Annotated in this window: 11 protein-coding genes and 8 pseudogenes; 12 read left to right on the plus strand and 7 right to left on the minus strand. The window is 38.9% G+C overall.

Annotated features, from left to right (window positions below):
• Position 1: 1 nt before the first annotated feature.
• On the plus strand, positions 2 to 1,177 hold the full coding sequence (locus KA717_39230) for an IS4 family transposase (GenBank protein ID UXE61325.1): 1,176 nt from the start codon (positions 2 to 4) through the stop codon (positions 1,175 to 1,177).
• A 612-nt stretch (positions 1,178 to 1,789) separates the two neighbouring features.
• On the opposite strand, the gene KA717_39235 is transcribed toward KA717_39230, so the two are convergent.
• Together KA717_39235 and KA717_39240 are read right to left on the minus strand one after the other, a co-directional pair.
• Complete coding sequence (locus tag KA717_39235) at positions 1,790 to 2,032, minus strand: hypothetical protein (GenBank protein ID UXE61326.1); 243 nt, start codon at positions 2,030 to 2,032, stop codon at positions 1,790 to 1,792.
• 1,062 nt (positions 2,033 to 3,094) lie between these two features.
• Positions 3,095 to 3,429 (minus strand): annotated as a pseudogene (locus KA717_39240) (ISNCY family transposase).
• A 112-nt stretch (positions 3,430 to 3,541) separates the two neighbouring features.
• On the opposite strand from KA717_39240, the gene KA717_39245 reads away from it, so the two are divergent.
• The 3 genes and pseudogenes from KA717_39245 to KA717_39255 all read left to right on the plus strand — a co-directional run bounded on the left by KA717_39245 (position 3,542) and on the right by KA717_39255 (position 7,243).
• The gene (locus tag KA717_39245; protein UXE61327.1) at positions 3,542 to 4,669 is read left to right on the plus strand and encodes an ISAs1 family transposase; all 1,128 of its coding nucleotides are present in this window, start codon (positions 3,542 to 3,544) and stop codon (positions 4,667 to 4,669) included.
• A 481-nt stretch (positions 4,670 to 5,150) separates the two neighbouring features.
• A pseudogene (locus KA717_39250) lies at positions 5,151 to 6,150 on the plus strand (IS630 family transposase).
• 547 nt (positions 6,151 to 6,697) lie between these two features.
• Positions 6,698 to 7,243, plus strand: a pseudogene (locus KA717_39255) (transposase).
• 12 nt (positions 7,244 to 7,255) lie between these two features.
• Here the strand turns inward: KA717_39255 and KA717_39260 are convergent.
• Both KA717_39260 and KA717_39265 read right to left on the minus strand, forming a co-directional pair.
• Positions 7,256 to 8,431, minus strand: coding sequence for an IS4 family transposase (locus KA717_39260; GenBank protein UXE61328.1), 1,176 nt, complete (start codon positions 8,429 to 8,431; stop codon positions 7,256 to 7,258).
• Between the two features lie 17 nt (positions 8,432 to 8,448).
• Positions 8,449 to 8,643 (minus strand): transposase, encoded by a 195-nt coding sequence (locus KA717_39265; protein UXE61329.1) that lies wholly within the window; start codon positions 8,641 to 8,643, stop codon positions 8,449 to 8,451.
• A gap of 200 nt (positions 8,644 to 8,843) precedes the next feature.
• Between KA717_39265 and KA717_39270 the strand changes: the two are divergent.
• From KA717_39270 to KA717_39280, 3 genes and pseudogenes are all read left to right on the plus strand, one after another.
• Positions 8,844 to 9,302, plus strand: a pseudogene (locus KA717_39270) (IS5/IS1182 family transposase).
• Positions 9,303 to 9,360: 58 nt separating this feature from the next.
• A complete protein-coding gene (locus KA717_39275) occupies positions 9,361 to 10,515 on the plus strand; it encodes an ISL3 family transposase (GenBank protein ID UXE61330.1) in 1,155 nt (384 codons plus the stop codon).
• A gap of 36 nt (positions 10,516 to 10,551) precedes the next feature.
• Positions 10,552 to 10,938 (plus strand): annotated as a pseudogene (locus KA717_39280) (transposase).
• A 68-nt stretch (positions 10,939 to 11,006) separates the two neighbouring features.
• Here KA717_39280 and KA717_39285 read toward each other — a convergent pair.
• The gene (locus KA717_39285) at positions 11,007 to 12,134 is read right to left on the minus strand and encodes an ISAs1 family transposase (protein UXE61331.1); all 1,128 of its coding nucleotides are present in this window, start codon (positions 12,132 to 12,134) and stop codon (positions 11,007 to 11,009) included.
• A gap of 393 nt (positions 12,135 to 12,527) precedes the next feature.
• Here KA717_39285 and KA717_39290 point away from each other — a divergent pair, with 393 nt between their 5' ends.
• Entirely contained in the window at positions 12,528 to 12,809 is a 282-nt protein-coding gene (locus KA717_39290; GenBank protein ID UXE61332.1) for a hypothetical protein, read from the plus strand.
• 28 nt (positions 12,810 to 12,837) lie between these two features.
• Here the strand turns inward: KA717_39290 and KA717_39295 are convergent, their stop codons facing one another.
• Positions 12,838 to 13,200, minus strand: a complete 363-nt coding sequence (locus KA717_39295; protein UXE61333.1) for a hypothetical protein — start codon at positions 13,198 to 13,200, stop codon at positions 12,838 to 12,840.
• A gap of 210 nt (positions 13,201 to 13,410) precedes the next feature.
• Between KA717_39295 and KA717_39300 the strand changes: the two are divergent.
• The 3 genes and pseudogenes from KA717_39300 (at position 13,411) to KA717_39310 (ending at position 15,990) form a co-directional block, all read left to right on the plus strand.
• Positions 13,411 to 14,735 (plus strand): annotated as a pseudogene (locus KA717_39300) (IS5 family transposase).
• A gap of 146 nt (positions 14,736 to 14,881) precedes the next feature.
• A complete protein-coding gene (locus tag KA717_39305) occupies positions 14,882 to 15,124 on the plus strand; it encodes a hypothetical protein (GenBank protein ID UXE61334.1) in 243 nt (80 codons plus the stop codon).
• Positions 15,112 to 15,990, plus strand: coding sequence for an ISKra4 family transposase (locus tag KA717_39310; GenBank protein UXE64924.1), 879 nt, complete (start codon positions 15,112 to 15,114; stop codon positions 15,988 to 15,990). The genes KA717_39305 and KA717_39310 overlap by 13 nt, the downstream gene beginning before the upstream one ends.
• A gap of 458 nt (positions 15,991 to 16,448) precedes the next feature.
• Here KA717_39310 and KA717_39315 read toward each other — a convergent pair.
• A pseudogene (locus KA717_39315) lies at positions 16,449 to 17,785 on the minus strand (IS5 family transposase).
• Between the two features lie 303 nt (positions 17,786 to 18,088).
• On the opposite strand from KA717_39315, the pseudogene KA717_39320 reads away from it, so the two are divergent.
• Positions 18,089 to 18,778, plus strand: a pseudogene (locus KA717_39320) (transposase).
• The last annotated feature ends 247 nt before the right edge of the window (positions 18,779 to 19,025 follow it).

The following is a 19,025-nucleotide window of genomic DNA, read 5'->3' on the forward strand; positions in this document are numbered from 1 at the left end:
AATGACAACTGCCGCCGTAGAAGAATATAAGATAATGCTATCAGTCGGAGATACGACCTTCTTAGATTATCGCAATATCAAGGAAAAAAGGGAAGGGTATGGGCCGACTGGAAAAGGAGGGAATGGATTAATACTGCATAGTGCTTTAGCAATTGAGCCAGAAAAAGGACAAGTATTAGGTTTATTATGGCAAAAACTGTGGAATAGGGAGGTAAAAGAAAAGCCCCCAACAGATGAAACGGCGAAGCAGAAAAAAGAAAGACAGAAAGAACAAAGAAAAGCAGCTCGTCAAAGACCATTTGAGGAAAAAGAATCCTACAAATGGGTAGAGGCTCTAAACACCTGTGAGAAACAGGTAGAAAGTTCAACGAGGGTAATTCATGTATTTGACAGAGAAGGAGATGTTTCAGAAGTCTTTGACTCAGTGCGTCAACTCAAGCATACAGGAGTGCTGGTCAGAGCGTCTCATAATCGTAGTTTAGACAAAAATAGTGAACGACTTTGGCAACATTTGGAATCAGAACCGATTCGTTTTCATCAAGAAATCGAGATTCCGAGTACAGGAAAAAGAAAAGCACGGAAGGTTAAGCTTGCCGTCCGATTTTGCTCAGTTAATCTACGAACTCCCTATCGTTTTGATAATCGTGACCCGTTGAATGTCTATGCTGTTTATGCGACAGAAATCGATTGTCCCGAAGGCGAAACTCCTTTATCTTGGATGCTTCTGACTACAGAAGTTGTTGAGACTATTGAGATGGCTGTCACTATTCTTCGTTGGTACACCTACCGATGGCGGGTTGAAGAATTTCATAAAGTCCTTAAGTCTGGTTGTCAGAGTGAGCGTTATCGACTTGCCTCTGATGGAATGAAAACTCTTTTGGGTTTTTTAAGTGTCATTGCTGTTGAACTTTTACACGTTACTTATCTTCATCGTACCCAGCCCGATGCTCTCGCGATTGAAATTCTTAATCCTCTTCAACTTCAGGTGTTAAAAGCAGCCGCCTCTCAAAAACTTCCCCCTATTTTGACTGTTGCTTGGGCTGTCGAGTCTGTTGCTTTTCTTGGTGGTTATCTTGAACATCGTCGTAAAACTCCTCTCGGTATCCAAGTCCTTTGGCGCGGTTGGTTGAAGTTGCATGACCTTTGCCAAGGCTGGCAGCTTGCAATCCGCACTTAACGGGAAAAGTCAGATCTATTGCCTTGTTCACAAAACCCCGCCACAGTAAATGCTCCACTGCTTCTAGCCGTTTGAGAGAGCCACCCACTTTGAACAGATTCTCCTTGAGATGATACCAATCCAACACCTCTCGTCGTATCAGCCACGATTGAGTGGCGAAACTCTCTACCGCATTCCAGATTGCGGGATGACCATCTCCCAAAAAGGTCACTATTGGGGACAAAGGTTGAACATTGCTCCAATTCTTTAAGCCCTCTGGGTCTTGGAAAAAGGCTTCACAGACATTGCCATGAAGACTCACCAGTTTATAATCTCGCCACTGTCCCCCTTCCTTCTCCTCGCCCCGCAGACAAATCTTTCCCCCATCTATACTGACCCCCGCACTCTCTGACTGAGCTTGAGCTAAGGGCAGTTCTGTCCGTTCTACCAAGCGATGTAAACTGCTATGTCCTACTTTTATCCCCATCAACTCCTCTATATCTTCTTCTGCTTGTTGGTAGGATGTTTTCGCACTGGCTCTTAGACAGCATTTCTCTAAACCTGGACTTAAGACGATTTTTGGCGACACCTTTAGTTTTCTGGCTTGTTTTTGGCTTATTTCCACTTCTCCGACTAGGGTTTTGATTTTTCGCTTGTTTCCAGACCGTTTTTTTCCCCCTTCTGAAAAAAAAACTCCCCCATTGTTGGCCCCACAATTTCTAACATCTGGGTTCTGACTTCTACTTCGATGCTTCCAAAGTCCTTCTGTTTCTCTGGTTCCGTATATTTGCGCAGGATACGGGCTGATTCGGTGAGATGCTGTTTTAACAGTGCTTTTTCTTCTGGGGGAATCGGTAACATACTTTTTTCGCTCATCAGTTTTTTTCCATTTTACCCCAGATTCTATGTACTACTTTATCCGGGATGTACCCAACAGTAGAGCAAATAAAAGAAAATCCGTATTTACAATACTTTATCGAAATAGGGCTTGCTGAAAAAGTCAAAAAACGAAAGAAATGTGGGTTAGGGAAGTATGGACTGAAAAAGCATAGATAACTTATCCTTATGGAAACAAATCAAAATACAGATTTTGTTTAATCTATTGTTCCTTTCTGTCTAAAAAGGTCAACACAAATCACTCCTCACAAAAGAGAGGAAAATTAACACCATTTTTCACAAGAAAAACGACTCTACAACTTTTTACTTTTTGTCTTCTGAACTGGACAGTGGGAAGTTTATGGATGCCAGATAAGGTAATGACTATGCGACGAAAGTAAGCATATCAGGGCTTGGGGAAGAGGCAAGTTTAGCGGTAAGGAATTTAGGCAAAAGCAGACTGGGTGGACTTTGAGGAAAAATCATTTGGGCTTGATGTTGAAGGGCTAGTTGAGCAATCCGTTCACTAGGGTAGGGCTTGCTGAATAAGTATAGAACCCTTGCCAGATAATGCTTTCAAGCATTTTAAAAACGATCAGGTGCAAGGTTATGGCCTTTGGAGGCTCAAAGCCCATGCACGTCGTTGGAAAACTGGGGGTTGAAATTGGAAACTACTCTCTGAAGTCACCATTTTTCGCCTCCTGTGGCATCTAGGTTCGTTTTGTGGACTTTTTCAGCAGACCCTATTTAGGTTATTCATTTTTACTGTTGATTCTATCTAAGACAAGACTCCATTTTAGAACTTTATTGACATTTTTTATCCTTGCCCGAAATCAATGCACAAGTACCGATACTAGCTCGCGTGAACTAGTGCTCCTCTTCGACAACCTGCGGAATGTGGGTTGTATGACGATTTATCAGTTTTTCTAGATGTTCTCGTTCTTTTGCTTCCAACTTTAACTCTTTGGGGGCTAATCGGGGCATGACTTTTTCTCCTATATACCTATATTTATCTTTTTATCGGTTGCCTAATAATAGTATCTTAACTTACGCCTTAGACTACTAGGAAGAATTCGAGACAGCGAGAGAAACTGAGTCGTCAAGAATAAAATCTAAAAGATGATGCCAGCTTTCAAAGAACAGATATTTGGTCAAAGAATATCTTGAAAGAATCCCTTACGAGTGCCGCGTTGGACGCGAATTCTCTGGTAACGTTCATCAACCAAACCTAAAACCGTGTGCAAGAGAAAAGCCAGCAAATTCAGGGTAAGCAAAACAGAGGCGAGGTGTTGTTTACCATGCCCAAAATTATGCTCTAAGTGATAGCCTCGATTTTTGAGAATATTGTGATTCTCGTTCTCAGTACGCCAACGAGTCCGTCCAGCACGACAGACATCAAGAAAGATGTGAGGGGTCAGGGCGAACGCATCTAAAAATGATACAGATGCAAGAACATTATAGAGGGATGGATAAGGGAAAATAAGGAAAAGTGCATAGAAAACAAAAGCGATGAAACTCCGACCCAAATATAGACTGGTAGAACACTTTGCCGAAATAGATGACCCTCGCATCGAACGAACAAAACGGCATAAACTCATTGATATTCTAACGATTGCCATCTTAGCCGTCATTTGTGGAGCAGAAGGTTGGGTAGCCATGGAAAGTTTCGGCAAGGCTAAACATCAATGGCTAAAAAAAATTTTGGAATTGCCGAATGGCATCCCCTCCGACGATACGTTTGCGCGTGTATTTGCTAGTCTGAATCCAGAGCAATTTCAAGACTGTTTTCTGCATTGGGTCAAAAGTATAGCGGAGGTAAGTGAAGGGGAAGTGATAGCGATTGACGGCAAAACCCTTCGCCACTCCTATGATAATGCCAACGGAAAGGGCGCAATTCAGATGGTAAGTGCATGGGCAACAGCAAATCGTCTAGTACTAGGACAGTGCAAGGTGGAAAGCAAATCGAATGAAATCACGGCGATACCCAAACTCCTGAAAATGCTAGAGGTCAAAGGTTGTATCGTAACGATTGATGCCATGGGAACTCAGACAAAGATTGCCCAACAGATAGTAGGGCGAGGGGGAGATTATGTTTTGGCATTGAAAGGCAATCAAGGTAATCTATGTGAGGATGTTGAACAATTATTTGCTCATGCTCAATCGGTTAATTTTGCGGGAATTAAGCATGATTTTCATCAAACAATAGACAAGGGACATGGACGGATTGAAATTCGCCGTTGCTGGACGATGGAACAAACAGAATTTTTGCTGGGTGGGGAAAAATGGGCAAAGTTGACGAGCATCTGTATGATTAAAGCGGAGAGACGATTGAAAGACAAAACAGAGTATGAGACTCGCTACTATATCAGTAGCCTGCCGAGTAATGCTCAAAAATTATCCCAATCTGTTCGTAGTCATTGGTTGATAGAAAACTCTTTACATTGGGTTCTAGACTTGGCCTTCAACGAGGATGCTTGTCGCATTCGTAAGGATTTTGCTCCTGAGAATTTAGCCGTCTTACGCCATATCGCTCTTAACTTGCTCACAAAGGAAAATACTCTGAAACTTGGTATCAAGAATAAACGGCTACGCGCTGGTTGGGACGAGGACTATCTCCTTAAGGTTTTACTCGGATAAGATGCGTTTGCCCTGTAATTGACAGGAACTGACAATCCCTGCCCGTCGGTCTAATATAGGGTAACCAGCAATTCTAAATTTGCGCTGTAACAAGGGTTTCAGGTTTTAGTTCGCGTAATATGGGGTAAAGTTCAACGGGATTAACAAGTTCATTTTACGAGTCTTCCGGCTTTTAGGCACAGTAGTACGTGTAGAATTGCCCCCAAAACCCCCTTTGAAATGTTCTTTAAATCCCTAAAAGCCTTGCTGTGTCTAAAACTGAGAATTGCTGTAGGATAACCGCGTTTATACCCTTGACTACCTTTTTGTGTTTACCTGAGTAAAAGTAATCGATTAACTCAGCCTTGGGAACTGGTATCGTCTGATCAAAGTTGGAAAAAGTTAAGTAGTCATGCAAAATTAATTACCTATACAGACAAGTGCTATAATAGCCTAAATCAAAAGTAATGATACCATATAAAAAATCAAAAAGGAGATGACTATGAAGTTTATTTGTGATTTAAGTTGGGACACAAAGAAAATGCTAGAACGCATTTACAAGCAAAGTAAGCATCATCAAACAAGACAACGTGCAAAGTGCCTTCTATTGAGCTTAAAAGGAACGCCAATAAAAGAGCTAATGAAAATATTTGAAGTAACAAGAAAGACAATTTACAATTGGTTTAGTTCTTGGGAAGAAAATAAATTGTTAGGGCGGTATGAGCGTGCGGGTCGAGGCAGAAAGCCAAAGTTAACAAAAGAACAAGAAAAACAAGTAAAAGAGTGGGTAAAAGAGGATCCTAAAAATCTAAAGAATGTCCAAATTAAAACAGAGAAAGAATGGGACTATAAAATCAGTAAAGATAAAATTAAAAGAACTATAAAAAAGTTTGATATGAGATGGAAAAGAATGAAGAGTGGTCTGAGCAAAAGTGCTGCGGCATAGGAGTTAGAGGTGAAATTACCTAAAATAAAAGAGCTAAAAGAACAAGATGAAAAAGGAGAAATTGATCTGAGATACTTTGATGAAGCAGGCTGGGGAATGAGAGCTTGTATTTCTTATGGGTGGCAAGAAAAAGATGAGTCAGTAATATTAAAAGATGTAGAAGGAAAAAGAATTGATGTAATAGGTGTAATGAACGTAAGAAATGAGTTATATTATGAGCAGCATGAAAAAAATATTAACAGTGAAATGATAATTAGTTTTATTGATAGATTTTAGTGAAAAGATAGAGAAGAAAACAGTATTGTTGATGGATCAAGCAACAATACACACAAGTGACAAAATAATGGAAAAAATAGAAGAGTGGAAAAAGAAAAATCTAGAAATATTTTGGTTGCCAGCTTATTCACCAAAGTTAAATTTAATTGAAATACTATGGAAATTCATAAAATATGAATGGGTAGAAGTAAGTGCGTATGAAAGCAAAAAGAGTTTACGCAATTACCTCACAAAAGTGCTTGAAGGCTTCGGGACTGACTATGTAATTAATTTTGCATGATCACTTATGGTGTAAGGCTTTGAGAAAATAGAAAAATAGTTTAAGACTAGACATCGGCCCGTTTTTATTATACTATTATTATTGTCATTATATCAAAGAAGAAGGAAACAGAAAACAATGTCAATAATCAAAATTTCCCCGCCGCAAGCGGACGGGGTATGGAAAATGTTTTGCTCGCAAACCGACGGTTTTCATTGCAACTTTAATTTTTTCGCTGCGAGCAGCGGGGAATTTACCCGATAGAGATTAAAGAAAAGCTCTATGGAAATCCTGAATGATGTTGGCTTGTGCCAAGAGAAAGAGGATGCCTTATTCAAGACAGCAATTCCAAATTCAGAATGTAGTCCAAGATACAAAAGCCTTGAAGTGCTTACGGTCAAGGGGTTTTGTATCAATATGTGGAATCAGCGTAATGCTCTATTTAGGGCTTGCTGAAAAAAGCTGAAACCTTTACGGAGAAAAATAGTAGGCGAATTAAGAACCGCTAGAATGCACGAAAATAGGGTAGAATGCCTCAAAACCATTGCATTAAGAAGAGAGAAAGCAGATGTACCGAAAGCAACAGTACTCAATTGAAACACCAGAAAACTTGAAAAATCTGTTCGGCGGGCAGTTAGACGAAGAAAATCGTTGGATAGAAATGTCAAAAATGATTCCCTGGGAAGAATATGAGGAAGAATATGCAAAAAACTTCACAGAAAAAAAAGGAGCCCCAGCCAAATCATTTAGAATGGCATTAGGAGCATTAATTATCAAAGAAATTTCAGGAAAAAGTGACAGAGAAACAGTAGAACAAATAAAAGAGAACCCTTATTTACAGTACTTTATAGGAATGGAAAGCTATAGTAGCAAAGAAGCATTTAATGCGTCAATGATGGTTCATTTTCGTAAAAAAATAGGAATGGAATTAATAAATAAAATTAATAAAGAAATAGAAAAAAAGCGACGGGTGTAGCGTCAGGAAAAAAAAGAAAATGAAGGAAAGTTACTGTTAGATGCGACTTGTACACCAGCAGATATAAAATATCCAACGGATATAGGAATATTGAATGATGCCAGAGAAAAAACAGAAAAAATAATAGATAAGCTGTACTGACTTTTCCCGTTAAGTGCGGATTGCAAGCTGCCAGCCTTGGCAAAGGTCATGCAACTTCAACCAACCGCGCCAAAGGACTTGGATACCGAGAGGAGTTTTACGACGATGTTCAAGATAACCACCAAGAAAAGCAACAGACTCGACAGCCCAAGCAACAGTCAAAATAGGGGGAAGTTTTTGAGAGGCGGCTGCTTTTAACACCTGAAGTTGAAGAGGATTAAGAATTTCAATCGCGAGAGCATCGGGCTGGGTACGATGAAGATAAGTAACGTGTAAAAGTTCAACAGCAATGACACTTAAAAAACCCAAAAGAGTTTTCATTCCATCAGAGGCAAGTCGATAACGCTCACTCTGACAACCAGACTTAAGGACTTTATGAAATTCTTCAACCCGCCATCGGTAGGTGTACCAACGAAGAATAGTGACAGCCATCTCAATAGTCTCAACAACTTCTGTAGTCAGAAGCATCCAAGATAAAGGAGTTTCGCCTTCGGGACAATCGATTTCTGTCGCATAAACAGCATAGACATTCAACGGGTCACGATTATCAAAACGATAGGGAGTTCGTAGATTAACTGAGCAAAATCGGACGGCAAGCTTAACCTTCCGTGCTTTTCTTTTTCCTGTACTCGGAATCTCGATTTCTTGATGAAAACGAATCGGTTCTGATTCCAAATGTTGCCAAAGTCGTTCACTATTTTTGTCTAAACTACGATTATGAGACGCTCTGACCAGCACTCCTGTATGCTTGAGTTGACGCACTGAGTCAAAGACTTCTGAAACATCTCCTTCTCTGTCAAATACATGAATTACCCTCGTTGAACTTTCTACCTGTTTCTCACAGGTGTTTAGAGCCTCTACCCATTTGTAGGATTCTTTTTCCTCAAATGGTCTTTGACGAGCTGCTTTTCTTTGTTCTTTCTGTCTTTCTTTTTTCTGCTTCGCCGTTTCATCTGTTGGGGGCTTTTCTTTTACCTCCCTATTCCACAGTTTTTGCCATAATAAACCTAATACTTGTCCTTTTTCTGGCTCAATTGCTAAAGCACTATGCAGTATTAATCCATTCCCTCCTTTTCCAGTCGGCCCATACCCTTCCCTTTTTTCCTTGATATTGCGATAATCTAAGAAGGTCGTATCTCCGACTGATAGCATTATCTTATATTCTTCTACGGCGGCAGTTGTCATTTCACAGTGCGGCTCTATTATCTTGACAAAGTCTGTTTTCGGATTCCCAAAAATTCATAGGCCCTCTTTAACTCGTTTCCTCCCTTAAACACTTCTGATAAGGCTTTTCCAAACCCCTCACTTAACTTTTTCCCAATCGAGAAGGCACGATTGTTTAGCCTCTCGTCTCCCAATTCACAACTGGCAAAGTTTTTTGTCCACCATTCCAACATTTTTTGACCTGCCCTTTAAGATTTTCTCCATTTTACAGTCTCATACTCCCTTCATCCTTTGTTTTTGAAATTTGAACGATAAGCGGGATGATGGCTTCAGAATATTTTTTTCCTGTCAAGAGAATCATTACTCAAACCCTTGCCAGATAAAGCCTCTAGAAGTTTGCATTGCTGGATTTTGGACTTAACGGGAAAAGTCAGATAAGCTGTATGAAGAAATAAAAGAGAAAAGGAAAGAAAAGCCGAGGACTTATAGGGAAGTGGCAAGAAAAGAGTACTTAGCCATAGCAAAAAAACGTCGTGTGTCAAAAAAAGAAAGAAGAAAAGGAACAAAAAAACAACTAGGATATATAAAAAGAAACTTGTCTGATATAGAAAAAATGATAGAAGAGGGAGCAAAGTTAGAAAAACTAACGAAAAAAGAGCAAGAAGAGCTTGTAACGATAGGAAAAGTGTATGAGCAACAGTTAGAAATGTATGAAAAAAAGACAAATAAAGTAGAAAACAGAATTGTGAGTGTAAGCCAACCTCACGTGCGTCCAATAGTGCGTGGAAAAGCGGGAAAAGCAGTAGAGTTTGGAGCTAAAATATCGGCAAGTAATGTGAATGGCTTTGTCTTCTTAGACAAATTAAGTTGGGATAATTACAACGAATCGGGTTCTTCTGGCTTTGCGGTAGAAGATGTATAATAAGATACACTATATGAGGATGGCATCAATGTTATTTTTTCTAGAAAATCTGGTAGATTTGCCAAAGGTAAACATAAGAAATGTGATTCAAGAGGGAAAACAAGCGTTTTTAATACTGAGTTGTCAAGAGGAAGAAGTCAAATGTAATTATTGTGGTAGCTTAACGGATGAATTACATCAGACGAACAGTGTATTAGTAAGGGACTTGTCTATCTCTGGTCAAATGGTATATCTGAAAGTCCCTCGTCGTAAATTTTACTGTAAAGATTGTCAAAGGTTTTTTACAGAAAATCTAGAATTTATGGAAGCCCGTAGGAAATACACAGTGAGGTATGAAGAATATATTTATGGACGAGTAAATGTGAGCAGTGTGGAACAAGTAGGTAGAGAGGAATCTCTATCATGGGATCAAGTGAATGGAATTTACCAACGTCAATGTGAAGCTAAAAAAAAAGATTGGCAAGGAGTAAAACACCTCGGGATGGATGAAATAGCGAAACGAAAAGGTCATCAGAATTTTGTAACAGTGTTAGGAGATATAGAGAAAGGAGAATTAATAGAAGTGATAGATAGTCATCAACAAGATAAAATCATCGAAGTGCTGATGGAGAAAGAATTAGAGGTGAGGGAAGGAGTAGAACAAGTGAGTGTAGATATGTGGGGAGGATTTCCTAAAGTAATAGAAAAAGTATTTCCGAATGCAGTAATTGTAACAGATAGATTTCATGTAATGAAGGCGTTGAATGAAGAATTGAATAAAATCCGTAAACAGACAAAATTGAATGTAAAAATCAAGGGAGAAAAGTGGCTATTATTAAAAAATAAAGAAGACCTAAAAGAGGAAGAGTTAGAAAAACTAGAATTGGTGTTAAAGCAATCTGCTCGTTTGCGTAAAGCGTATGAATATAAAGAGTCATTTAGAGAGATATATGAAAAAGTAAATGATAAGGAAGAAGGAAGATTAAAATTTACAGAATGGTTAGAGAATGCAAAGAGCATTTATACAGATGTAATTAGCACAATTCGTAGGAATTTGGACTCTATTTGTAACTACTTTTTGAGTCGAACGACGAATGGGGCAATGGAAGGCATCAATAATCGTCTTAAACTAATCAAGCGTCAAGCTTATGGATTTATGAACTTTGATAATATGCGAAATCGTTTTTTAGCTTGCTTTTCATGATAAGCTTTAATTATCACTCTTTGTTCAGGAGAACCCGAATCGGGAGATTTACAAGCGCGAATAGAAGAATATAAAAGGGAAACAGGATGTTATCCGGAATCGGTTCATGTGGATAAAATCTATCGAACAAAAGCGAATCGAGCTTATTGTAAAGAAAGGGATATAAGAATGAGTGGTCCCCGATTGGGAAGACCGCCGAAAGAGGTGAGCAAAGAAAAAAAGAAAGAGGCACGCTCAGATGAAAGAGTGCGTAATGCCATTGAGGGTAAATTCGGACAGGGAAAGAGGAAATTTAGTCTTGGTCGAGTGATGGCCAAACTACCTGAGACCTCGGAAACGGTAATTGCGATGAACTTTTTGGTAATGAATCTTTCTACTCTACTTCAGAAGACAAAAAAGAAAACAAAAAGTAAAAAGTTGTAGAGTCGTTTTTCTTGTGAAAAATGGTGTTAATTTTCCTCTCTTTTGTGAGGAGTCAGGGCAAACGCATCTTATCCGAGTAAAACCTTAAGGAGATAGTCCTCGTCCCAACCAGCGCGTAGCCGTTTATTCTTGATACCAAGTTTCAGAGTATTTTCCTTTGTGAGCAAGTTAAGAGCGATATGGCGTAAGACGGCTAAATTCTCAGGAGCAAAATCCTTACGAATGCGACAAGCATCCTCGTTGAAGGCCAAGTCTAGAACCCAATGTAAAGAGTTTTCTATCAACCAATGACTACGAACAGATTGGGATAATTTTTGAGCATTACTCGGCAGGCTACTGATATAGTAGCGAGTCTCATACTCTGTTTTGTCTTTCAATCGTCTCTCCGCTTTAATCATACAGATGCTCGTCAACTTTGCCCATTTTTCCCCACCCAGCAAAAATTCTGTTTGTTCCATCGTCCAGCAACGGCGAATTTCAATCCGTCCATGTCCCTTGTCTATTGTTTGATGAAAATCATGCTTAATTCCCGCAAAATTAACCGATTGAGCATGAGCAAATAATTGTTCAACATCCTCACATAGATTACCTTGATTGCCTTTCAATGCCAAAACATAATCTCCCCCTCGCCCTACTATCTGTTGGGCAATCTTTGTCTGAGTTCCCATGGCATCAATCGTTACGATACAACCTTTGACCTCTAGCATTTTCAGGAGTTTGGGTATCGCCGTGATTTCATTCGATTTGCTTTCCACCTTGCACTGTCCTAGTACTAGACGATTTGCTGTTGCCCATGCACTTACCATCTGAATTGCGCCCTTTCCGTTGGCATTATCATAGGAGTGGCGAAGGGTTTTGCCGTCAATCGCTATCACTTCCCCTTCACTTACCTCCGCTATACTTTTGACCCAATGCAGAAAACAGTCTTGAAATTGCTCTGGATTCAGACTAGCAAATACACGCGCAAACGTATCGTCGGAGGGGATGCCATTCGGCAATTCCAAAATTTTTTTTAGCCATTGATGTTTAGCCTTGCCGAAACTTTCCATGGCTACCCAACCTTCTGCTCCACAAATGACGGCTAAGATGGCAATCGTTAGAATATCAATGAGTTTATGCCGTTTTGTTCGTTCGATGCGAGGGTCATCTATTTCGGCAAAGTGTTCTACCAGTCTATATTTGGGTCGGAGTTTCATCGCTTTTGTTTTCTATGCACTTTCCCTTATTTTCCCTTATCCATCCCTCTATAATGTTCTTGTATCTGTATCATTTTTAGATGCGTTCGCCCTGTGTGAGGAGTGATTTGTGTTGACCTTTTTAGGCAGAAAGGAACAATAGATTAAACAAAATCTGTATTTTGATTTGTTTCCATAAGGATAAGTTATCTATGCTTTTTCAGTCCATACTTCCCTAACCCACATTTCTTTCGTTTTTTGACTTTTTCAGCAAGCCCTATTTAGTGATTGATCAAGTTTGTTTGCAGGTTGCTGACTCTCCAAGAGGCTAAGATTCGAGGAGGAAGTACGAAAAACGTCAGAAATCAGCGAAATCTCTTTTAACTCATAAAAGCGAGATAACGTCTGTATCTTATGTTACTGTTTGAATTTGGAATTGCTGTATTCAAGAAAAACTGTCCTCATTGCTATAGTGAAAAAGTAAAAATACATTCTCATTATCAAACGAAAAGTAACGGGGAACGTAAAATGTTCATTTGTCAAGAATGTAGTTCTTGTTTTGCTGAGACTTATGGTAGCGTAATCGCTGGCTTAGAAACCCCATTAAGTGAAATTGTAAAAGTATTAAAAGCCAGAATGGAAGGAATAGGATTAAATGCAGCAGCCCGAGTATTGGCACTGGTATCGTCTAGCTAGAAGCTACAAACGTTGCAATACGAGAGGTTCAAGAAATCAGGCGAATTTGGAGTAAGTCCTCCCAAGTTAACCCTTTTTCAATTATACCGAGAGCTACAGCAGGAACTTCTCTAGTCGTAAAATGGCTGCGAACAAAGTTATGAACCATCCAGAAAATATCTAGGACTCGCTGTAATCCCACAACAGATTTAGCATAAGTATTTGTACGACGACGAAAGGCGGATAAATAGCGTCGGATAGCACTATTCAATGCCTCAACGTGATTAGCATGAACATCCTTTTCTTCTGGTTTTTCTGTTGTCTCAGGATGCTCAGGTTTCGGAGTTTCTACTTTCTCTAGTTTACCCGCAGAATCTCGACGTTTACTACTCTTATTTTTTAGTCTTACCACAAGACCCTTCGGTAATACTTTGGTGGGACGACCTCGCTTTCCAGTCCTTAATACCCATATTCCGTACCAATTAGAAGAAAATAAATAGGGCTTGCTGAAAAAAGCTGAAACCCTTACGGAGAAAAATAGTAGGCGAATTAAGAACCGCTAGAATGCACGAAAATAGGGTAGAATGCCTCAAAACCATTGCATTAAGAAGAGAGAAAGCAGATGTACCGAAAGCAACAGTACTCAATTGAAACACCAGAAAACTTGAAAAATCTGTTCGGCGGGCAGTTAGATGAAGAAAATCGTTGGATAGAAATGTCAAAAATGATTCCCTGGGAAGAATATGCAAAAAACTTCACAGAAAAAAAAGGAGCCCCAGCCAAATCATTTAGAATGGCATTAGGAGCATTAATTATCAAAGAAATTTCAGGAAAAAGTGACAGAGAAACAGTAGAACAAATAAAAGAGAACCCTTATTTACAGTACTTTATAGGAATGGAAAGCTATAGTAGCAAAGAAGCATTTAATGCGTCAATGATGGTTCATTTTCGTAAAAAAATAGGAATGGAATTAATAAATAAAATTAATAAAGAAATAGAAAAAAAGCGACGGGTGTAGCGTCAGGAAAAAAAGAAAATGAAGGAAAGTTACTGTTAGATGCGACTTGTACACCAGCAGATATAAAATATCCAACGGATATAGGAATATTGAATGATGCCAGAGAAAAAACAGAAAAAATAATAGATAAGCGATATGAAGAAATAAAAGAGAAAAGGAAAGAAAAGCCGAGGACTTATAGGGAAGTGGCAAGAAAAGAGTACTTAGCCATAGAAAAAAAACGTCGTGTGTCAAAAAAAGAAAGAAGAAAAGGAACAAAAAAACAACTAGGATATATAAAAAGAAACTTGTCTCATATAGAAAAAATGATAGAAGAGGGAGCAAAGTTAGAAAAACTAACGAAAAAAGAGCAAGAAGAGCTTGTAACGATAGGAAAAGTGTATGAGCAACAGTTAGAAATGTATGAAAAAAAGACAAATAAAGTAGAAAACAGAATCGTGAGTGTAAGCCAACCTCACGTGCGTCCAATAGTGCGTGGAAAAGCGGGAAAAGCAGTAGAGTTTGGAGCTAAAATATCGGCAAGTAATGTGAATGGCTTTGTCTTCTTAGACAAATTAAGTTGGGATAATTACAACGAATCGGGAGATTTACAAGCGCGAATAGAAGAATATAAAAGGGAAACAGGATGTTATCCGGAATCGGTTCATGTGGATAAAATCTATCGAACAAAAGCGAATCGAGCTTATTGTAAAGAAAGGGATATAAGAATGAGTGGTCCCCGATTGGGAAGACCGCCGAAAGAGGTGAGCAAAGAAAAAAAGAAAGAGGCACGCTCAGATGAAAGAGTGCGTAATGCCATTGAGGGTAAATTCGGACAGGGAAAGAGGAAATTTAGTCTTGGTCGAGTGATGGCCAAACTACCTGAGACCTCGGAAACGGTAATTGCGATGAACTTTTTGGTAATGAATCTTTCTACTCTACTTCAGAAGACAAAAAAGAAAACAAAAAGTAAAAAGTTGTAGAGTCGTTTTTCTTGTGAAAAATGGTGTTAATTTTCCTCTCTTTTGTGAGGAGTGATTGGGTACATCCCGGATAAAGTAGTACATAGAATCTGGGGTAAAATGGAAAAAAACTGATGAGCGAAAAAAGTATGTTACCGATTCCCCCAGAAGAAAAAGCACTGTTAAAACAGCATCTCACCGAATCAGCCCGTATCCTGCGCAAATATACGGAACCAGAGAAACAGAAGGACTTTGGAAGCATCGAAGTAGAAGTCAGAACCCAGATGTTAGAAATTGTGGGGCCAACAATGGGGGAGTTTTTTTTTCAGAAGGGGGAAAAAAACGGTCTGGAAACAAGCGAAAAATCAAAACCCTAGTCGGAGAAGTGGAAATAAGCCAAAAACAAGCCAGAAAACTAAAGGTGTCGCCAAAAATCGTCTTAAGTCCAGGTTTAGAGAAATGCTGTCTAAGAGCCAGTGCGAAAACATCCTACCAACAAGCAGAAGAAGATATAGAGGAGTTGATGGGGATAAAAGTAGGACATAGCAGTTTACATCGCTTGGTAGAACGGACAGAACTGCCCTTAGCTCAAGCTCAGTCAGAGAGTGCGGGGGTCAGTATAGATGGGGGAAAGATTTGTCTGCGGGGCGAGGAGAAGGAAGGGGGACAGTGGCGAGATTATAAACTGGTGAGTCTTCATGGCAATGTCTGTGAAGCCTTTTTCCAAGACCCAGAGGGCTTAAAGAATTGGAGCAATGTTCAACCTTTGTCCCCAATAGTGACCTTTTTGGGAGATGGTCATCCCGGAATCTGGAATGCGGTAGAGAGTTTCGCCACTCAATCGTGGCTGATACGACGAGAGGTGTTGGATTGGTATCATCTCAAGGAGAATCTGTTCAAAGTGGGTGGCTCTCTCAAACGGCTAGAAGCAGTGGAGCATTTACTGTGGCGGGGTTTTGTGAACAAGGCAATAGATGCGTTTGATGGAGTCAAAAGCAAGAGGGCAAAGAATTTTCAAGCCTATTTGACGAAGCATTATCAGCGTATCCCTGATTACCAATACTATCAACAGCTTGGTATTGTGATTGGTTCTGGTGATGTGGAGTCTAAGATTAAACAGGTGGGAGCTAGGGTTAAATTGTCGGGAGCACGTTGGCATCTTCATAATGTTTCTCGTATTCTTCGGCTACGATGTGCTTATCTCAATCACTCTCCTCTTTTGAGTGTCAATGTATTATCTTAAGTGGGATGCACCCGGAGTGATTTGTGTTGACCTTTTTAGACAGAAAGGAACAATAGATTAAACAAAATCTGTATTTTGACTTGTTTCTATAAGGATAAGTTATCTATGCTTTTTCAGTCCATACTTCCCTAACCCACATTTCTTTCGTTTTTTGACTTTTTCAGCAAGCCCTAAATAATTTAAAATTTACACGCTATATGCAGGCATCATTAGCCATCACAACACTAGATAGGGCTTGCTGAAAAAGTCAAAAAACGAAAGAAATGTGGGTTAGGGAAGTATGGACTGAAAAAGCATAGATAACTTATCCTTATGGAAACAAATCAAAATACAGATTTTGTTTAATATATTGTTCCTTTCTGTCTAAAAAGGTCAACACAAATCACTCCTCACAAAAGAGAGGAAAATTAACACCATTTTTCACAAGAAAAACGACTCTACAACTTTTTACTTTTTGTCTTCTGAAGTAGAGTAGAAAGATTCATTACCAAAAAGTTCATCGCAATTACCGTTTCCGAGGTCTCAGGTAGTTTGGCCATCACTCGACCAAGACTAAATTTCCTCTTTCCCTGTCCGAATTTACCCTCAATGGCATTACGCACTCTTTCATCTGAGCGTGCCTCTTTCTTTTTTTCTTTGCTCACCTCTTTCGGCGGTCTTCCCAATCGGGGACCACTCATTCTTATATCCCTTTCTTTACAATAAGCTCGATTCGCTTTTGTTCGATAGATTTTATCTACATGAACCGATTCCGGATAACATCCTGTTTCCCTTTTATATTCTTCTATTCGCGCTTGTAAATCTCCCGATTCGTTGTAATTATCCCAACTTAATTTGTCTAAGAAGACAAAGCCATTCACATTACTTGCCGATATTTTAGCTCCAAACTCTACTGCTTTTCCCGCTTTTCCACGCACTATTGGACGCACGTGAGGTTGGCTTACACTCACAATTCTGTTTTCTACTTTATTTGTCTTTTTTTCATACATTTCTAACTGTTGCTCATACACTTTTCCTATCGTTACAAGCTCTTCTTGCTCTTTTTTCGTTAGTTTTTCTAACTTTGCTCCCTCTTCTATCATTTTTTCTATATCAGACAAGTTTCTTTTTATATATCCTAGTTGTTTTTTTGTTCCTTTTCTTCTTTCTTTTTTTGACACACGACGTTTTTTTGCTATGGCTAAGTACTCTTTTCTTGCCACTTCCCTATAAGTCCTCGGCTTTTCTTTCCTTTTCTCTTTTATTTCTTCATACAGCTTATCTATTATTTTTTCTGTTTTTTCTCTGGCATCATTCAATATTCCTATATCCGTTGGATATTTTATATCTGCTGGTGTACAAGTCGCATCTAACAATAACTTTCCTTCATTTTCTTTTTTTTCTGACGCTACACCCGTCGCTTTTTTTCTATTTCTTTATTAATTTTATTTATTAATTCCATTCCTATTTTTTTACGAAAATGAACCATCATTGACGCATTAAATGCTTCTTTGCTACTATAGCTTTCCATTCCTATAAAGTACTGTAAATAAGGGTTCTCTTTTATTTGTTCTACTGTTTCTCTGTCACTTTTTCCTGAAATTTCTTTGATAATTAATGCTCCTAATGCCATTCTAAATGATTTGGCTGGGGCTCCTTTTTTTTCTGTGAAGTTTTTTGCATATTCTTCCTCATATTCTTCCCAGGGAATCATTTTTGACATTTCTATCCAACGATTTTCTTCGTCTAACTGCCCGCCGAACAGATTTTTCAAGTTTTCTGGTGTTTCAATTGAGTACTGTTGCTTTCGGTACATCTGCTTTCTCTCTTCTTAATGCAATGGTTTTGAGGCATTCTACCCTATTTTCGTGCATTCTAGCGGTTCTTAATTCGCCTACTATTTTTCTCCGTAAAGGTTTCAGCTTTTTTCAGCAAGCCCTAGATATAGACGGAGAAGGAAAGACTATAGTAGTGCGTTTATCAGTGCTTTTGTGCTGCATAAAGAGGCGTACTTTTGTTGATCAGCAGATTGTGATTCCTGAAACCTTTGTGGGGAAGCACTTCTGCTAATCTAGACTTGTTCGTATTAATTAAAATTCTTGTTGCCAAGTACGGAATGTGGGTTAAAAGAAACTTATTGTATGTAAAAAAAATGTTAGATGAGGGAGCAAAATTGGAAAAACTAACAAAAAAGGAGAAGGAAATGATTATAACCATAAAAAAAGTGTATGAACAACAACTAGAAATGTATGAGAATAAGACGAATACAGTAGAAAATAGAATTGTGAGTGTAACGCAACCTCATATCCGTCCAATAGTGCGTGGAAAAGCGGGAAAAGCAGTAGAATTTGGAGCCAAAATATCAGCGAGTAATGTGAATGGCTATGTTTACTTAACTAAATTAAGTTGGGATAATTATAACGAATCAGGAGATTTAAAAGAGCAAATAGAAGAATATAAAAGGGAAACAGGATGTTATCCGGAATCGGTTCATGTGGATAAAATCTATCGAACAAAAGCGAATCGAGCTTATTGTAAAGAAAGGGGTATAAGAATGAGTGGTCCCCCATTGGGAAGACCGCCGAAAGAGGTGAGCAAAGAAAAAAAGCAAGAGGCACGCTCAGATGAAAGAGTGCGTAATGCCATTGAGGGTAAATTCGGACAGGGAAAGAGGAGATTTAGTCTTGGTCGAGTGATGGCTAAACTTCCTGAGACCTCGGAAACTGTGATTGCAATGAACTTTTTGGTAATGAATCTTTCTACTCTACTTCAGAAGACAAAGAAGAAAACAAAAAGTAAGAAGTTATAGAGTCGTTGTTCTTCTAAAAATGGCGGTAATTTTCCTCTTTTTGACGGGGAGTGACTTTTTTTGACCTTTTTAGAACTAAAAGTACAATAGATTAAATAAAACCTGTATTTTGACTTCTTTCTATAAGGATAAGTTATCTGTGCTTTTTCAGTCCATACTTCCCTAACCCACATTTCCTTCGTTTTTTGACTTTTTCAGCAAGCCCTAAATAGAGCATTACATTGATTCTAAATATTGGCATTAAACC

The sequence above is a fragment of the Woronichinia naegeliana WA131 genome (genome assembly GCA_025370055.1).
GTDB lineage: Bacteria > Cyanobacteriota > Cyanobacteriia > Cyanobacteriales > Microcystaceae > Woronichinia > Woronichinia naegeliana.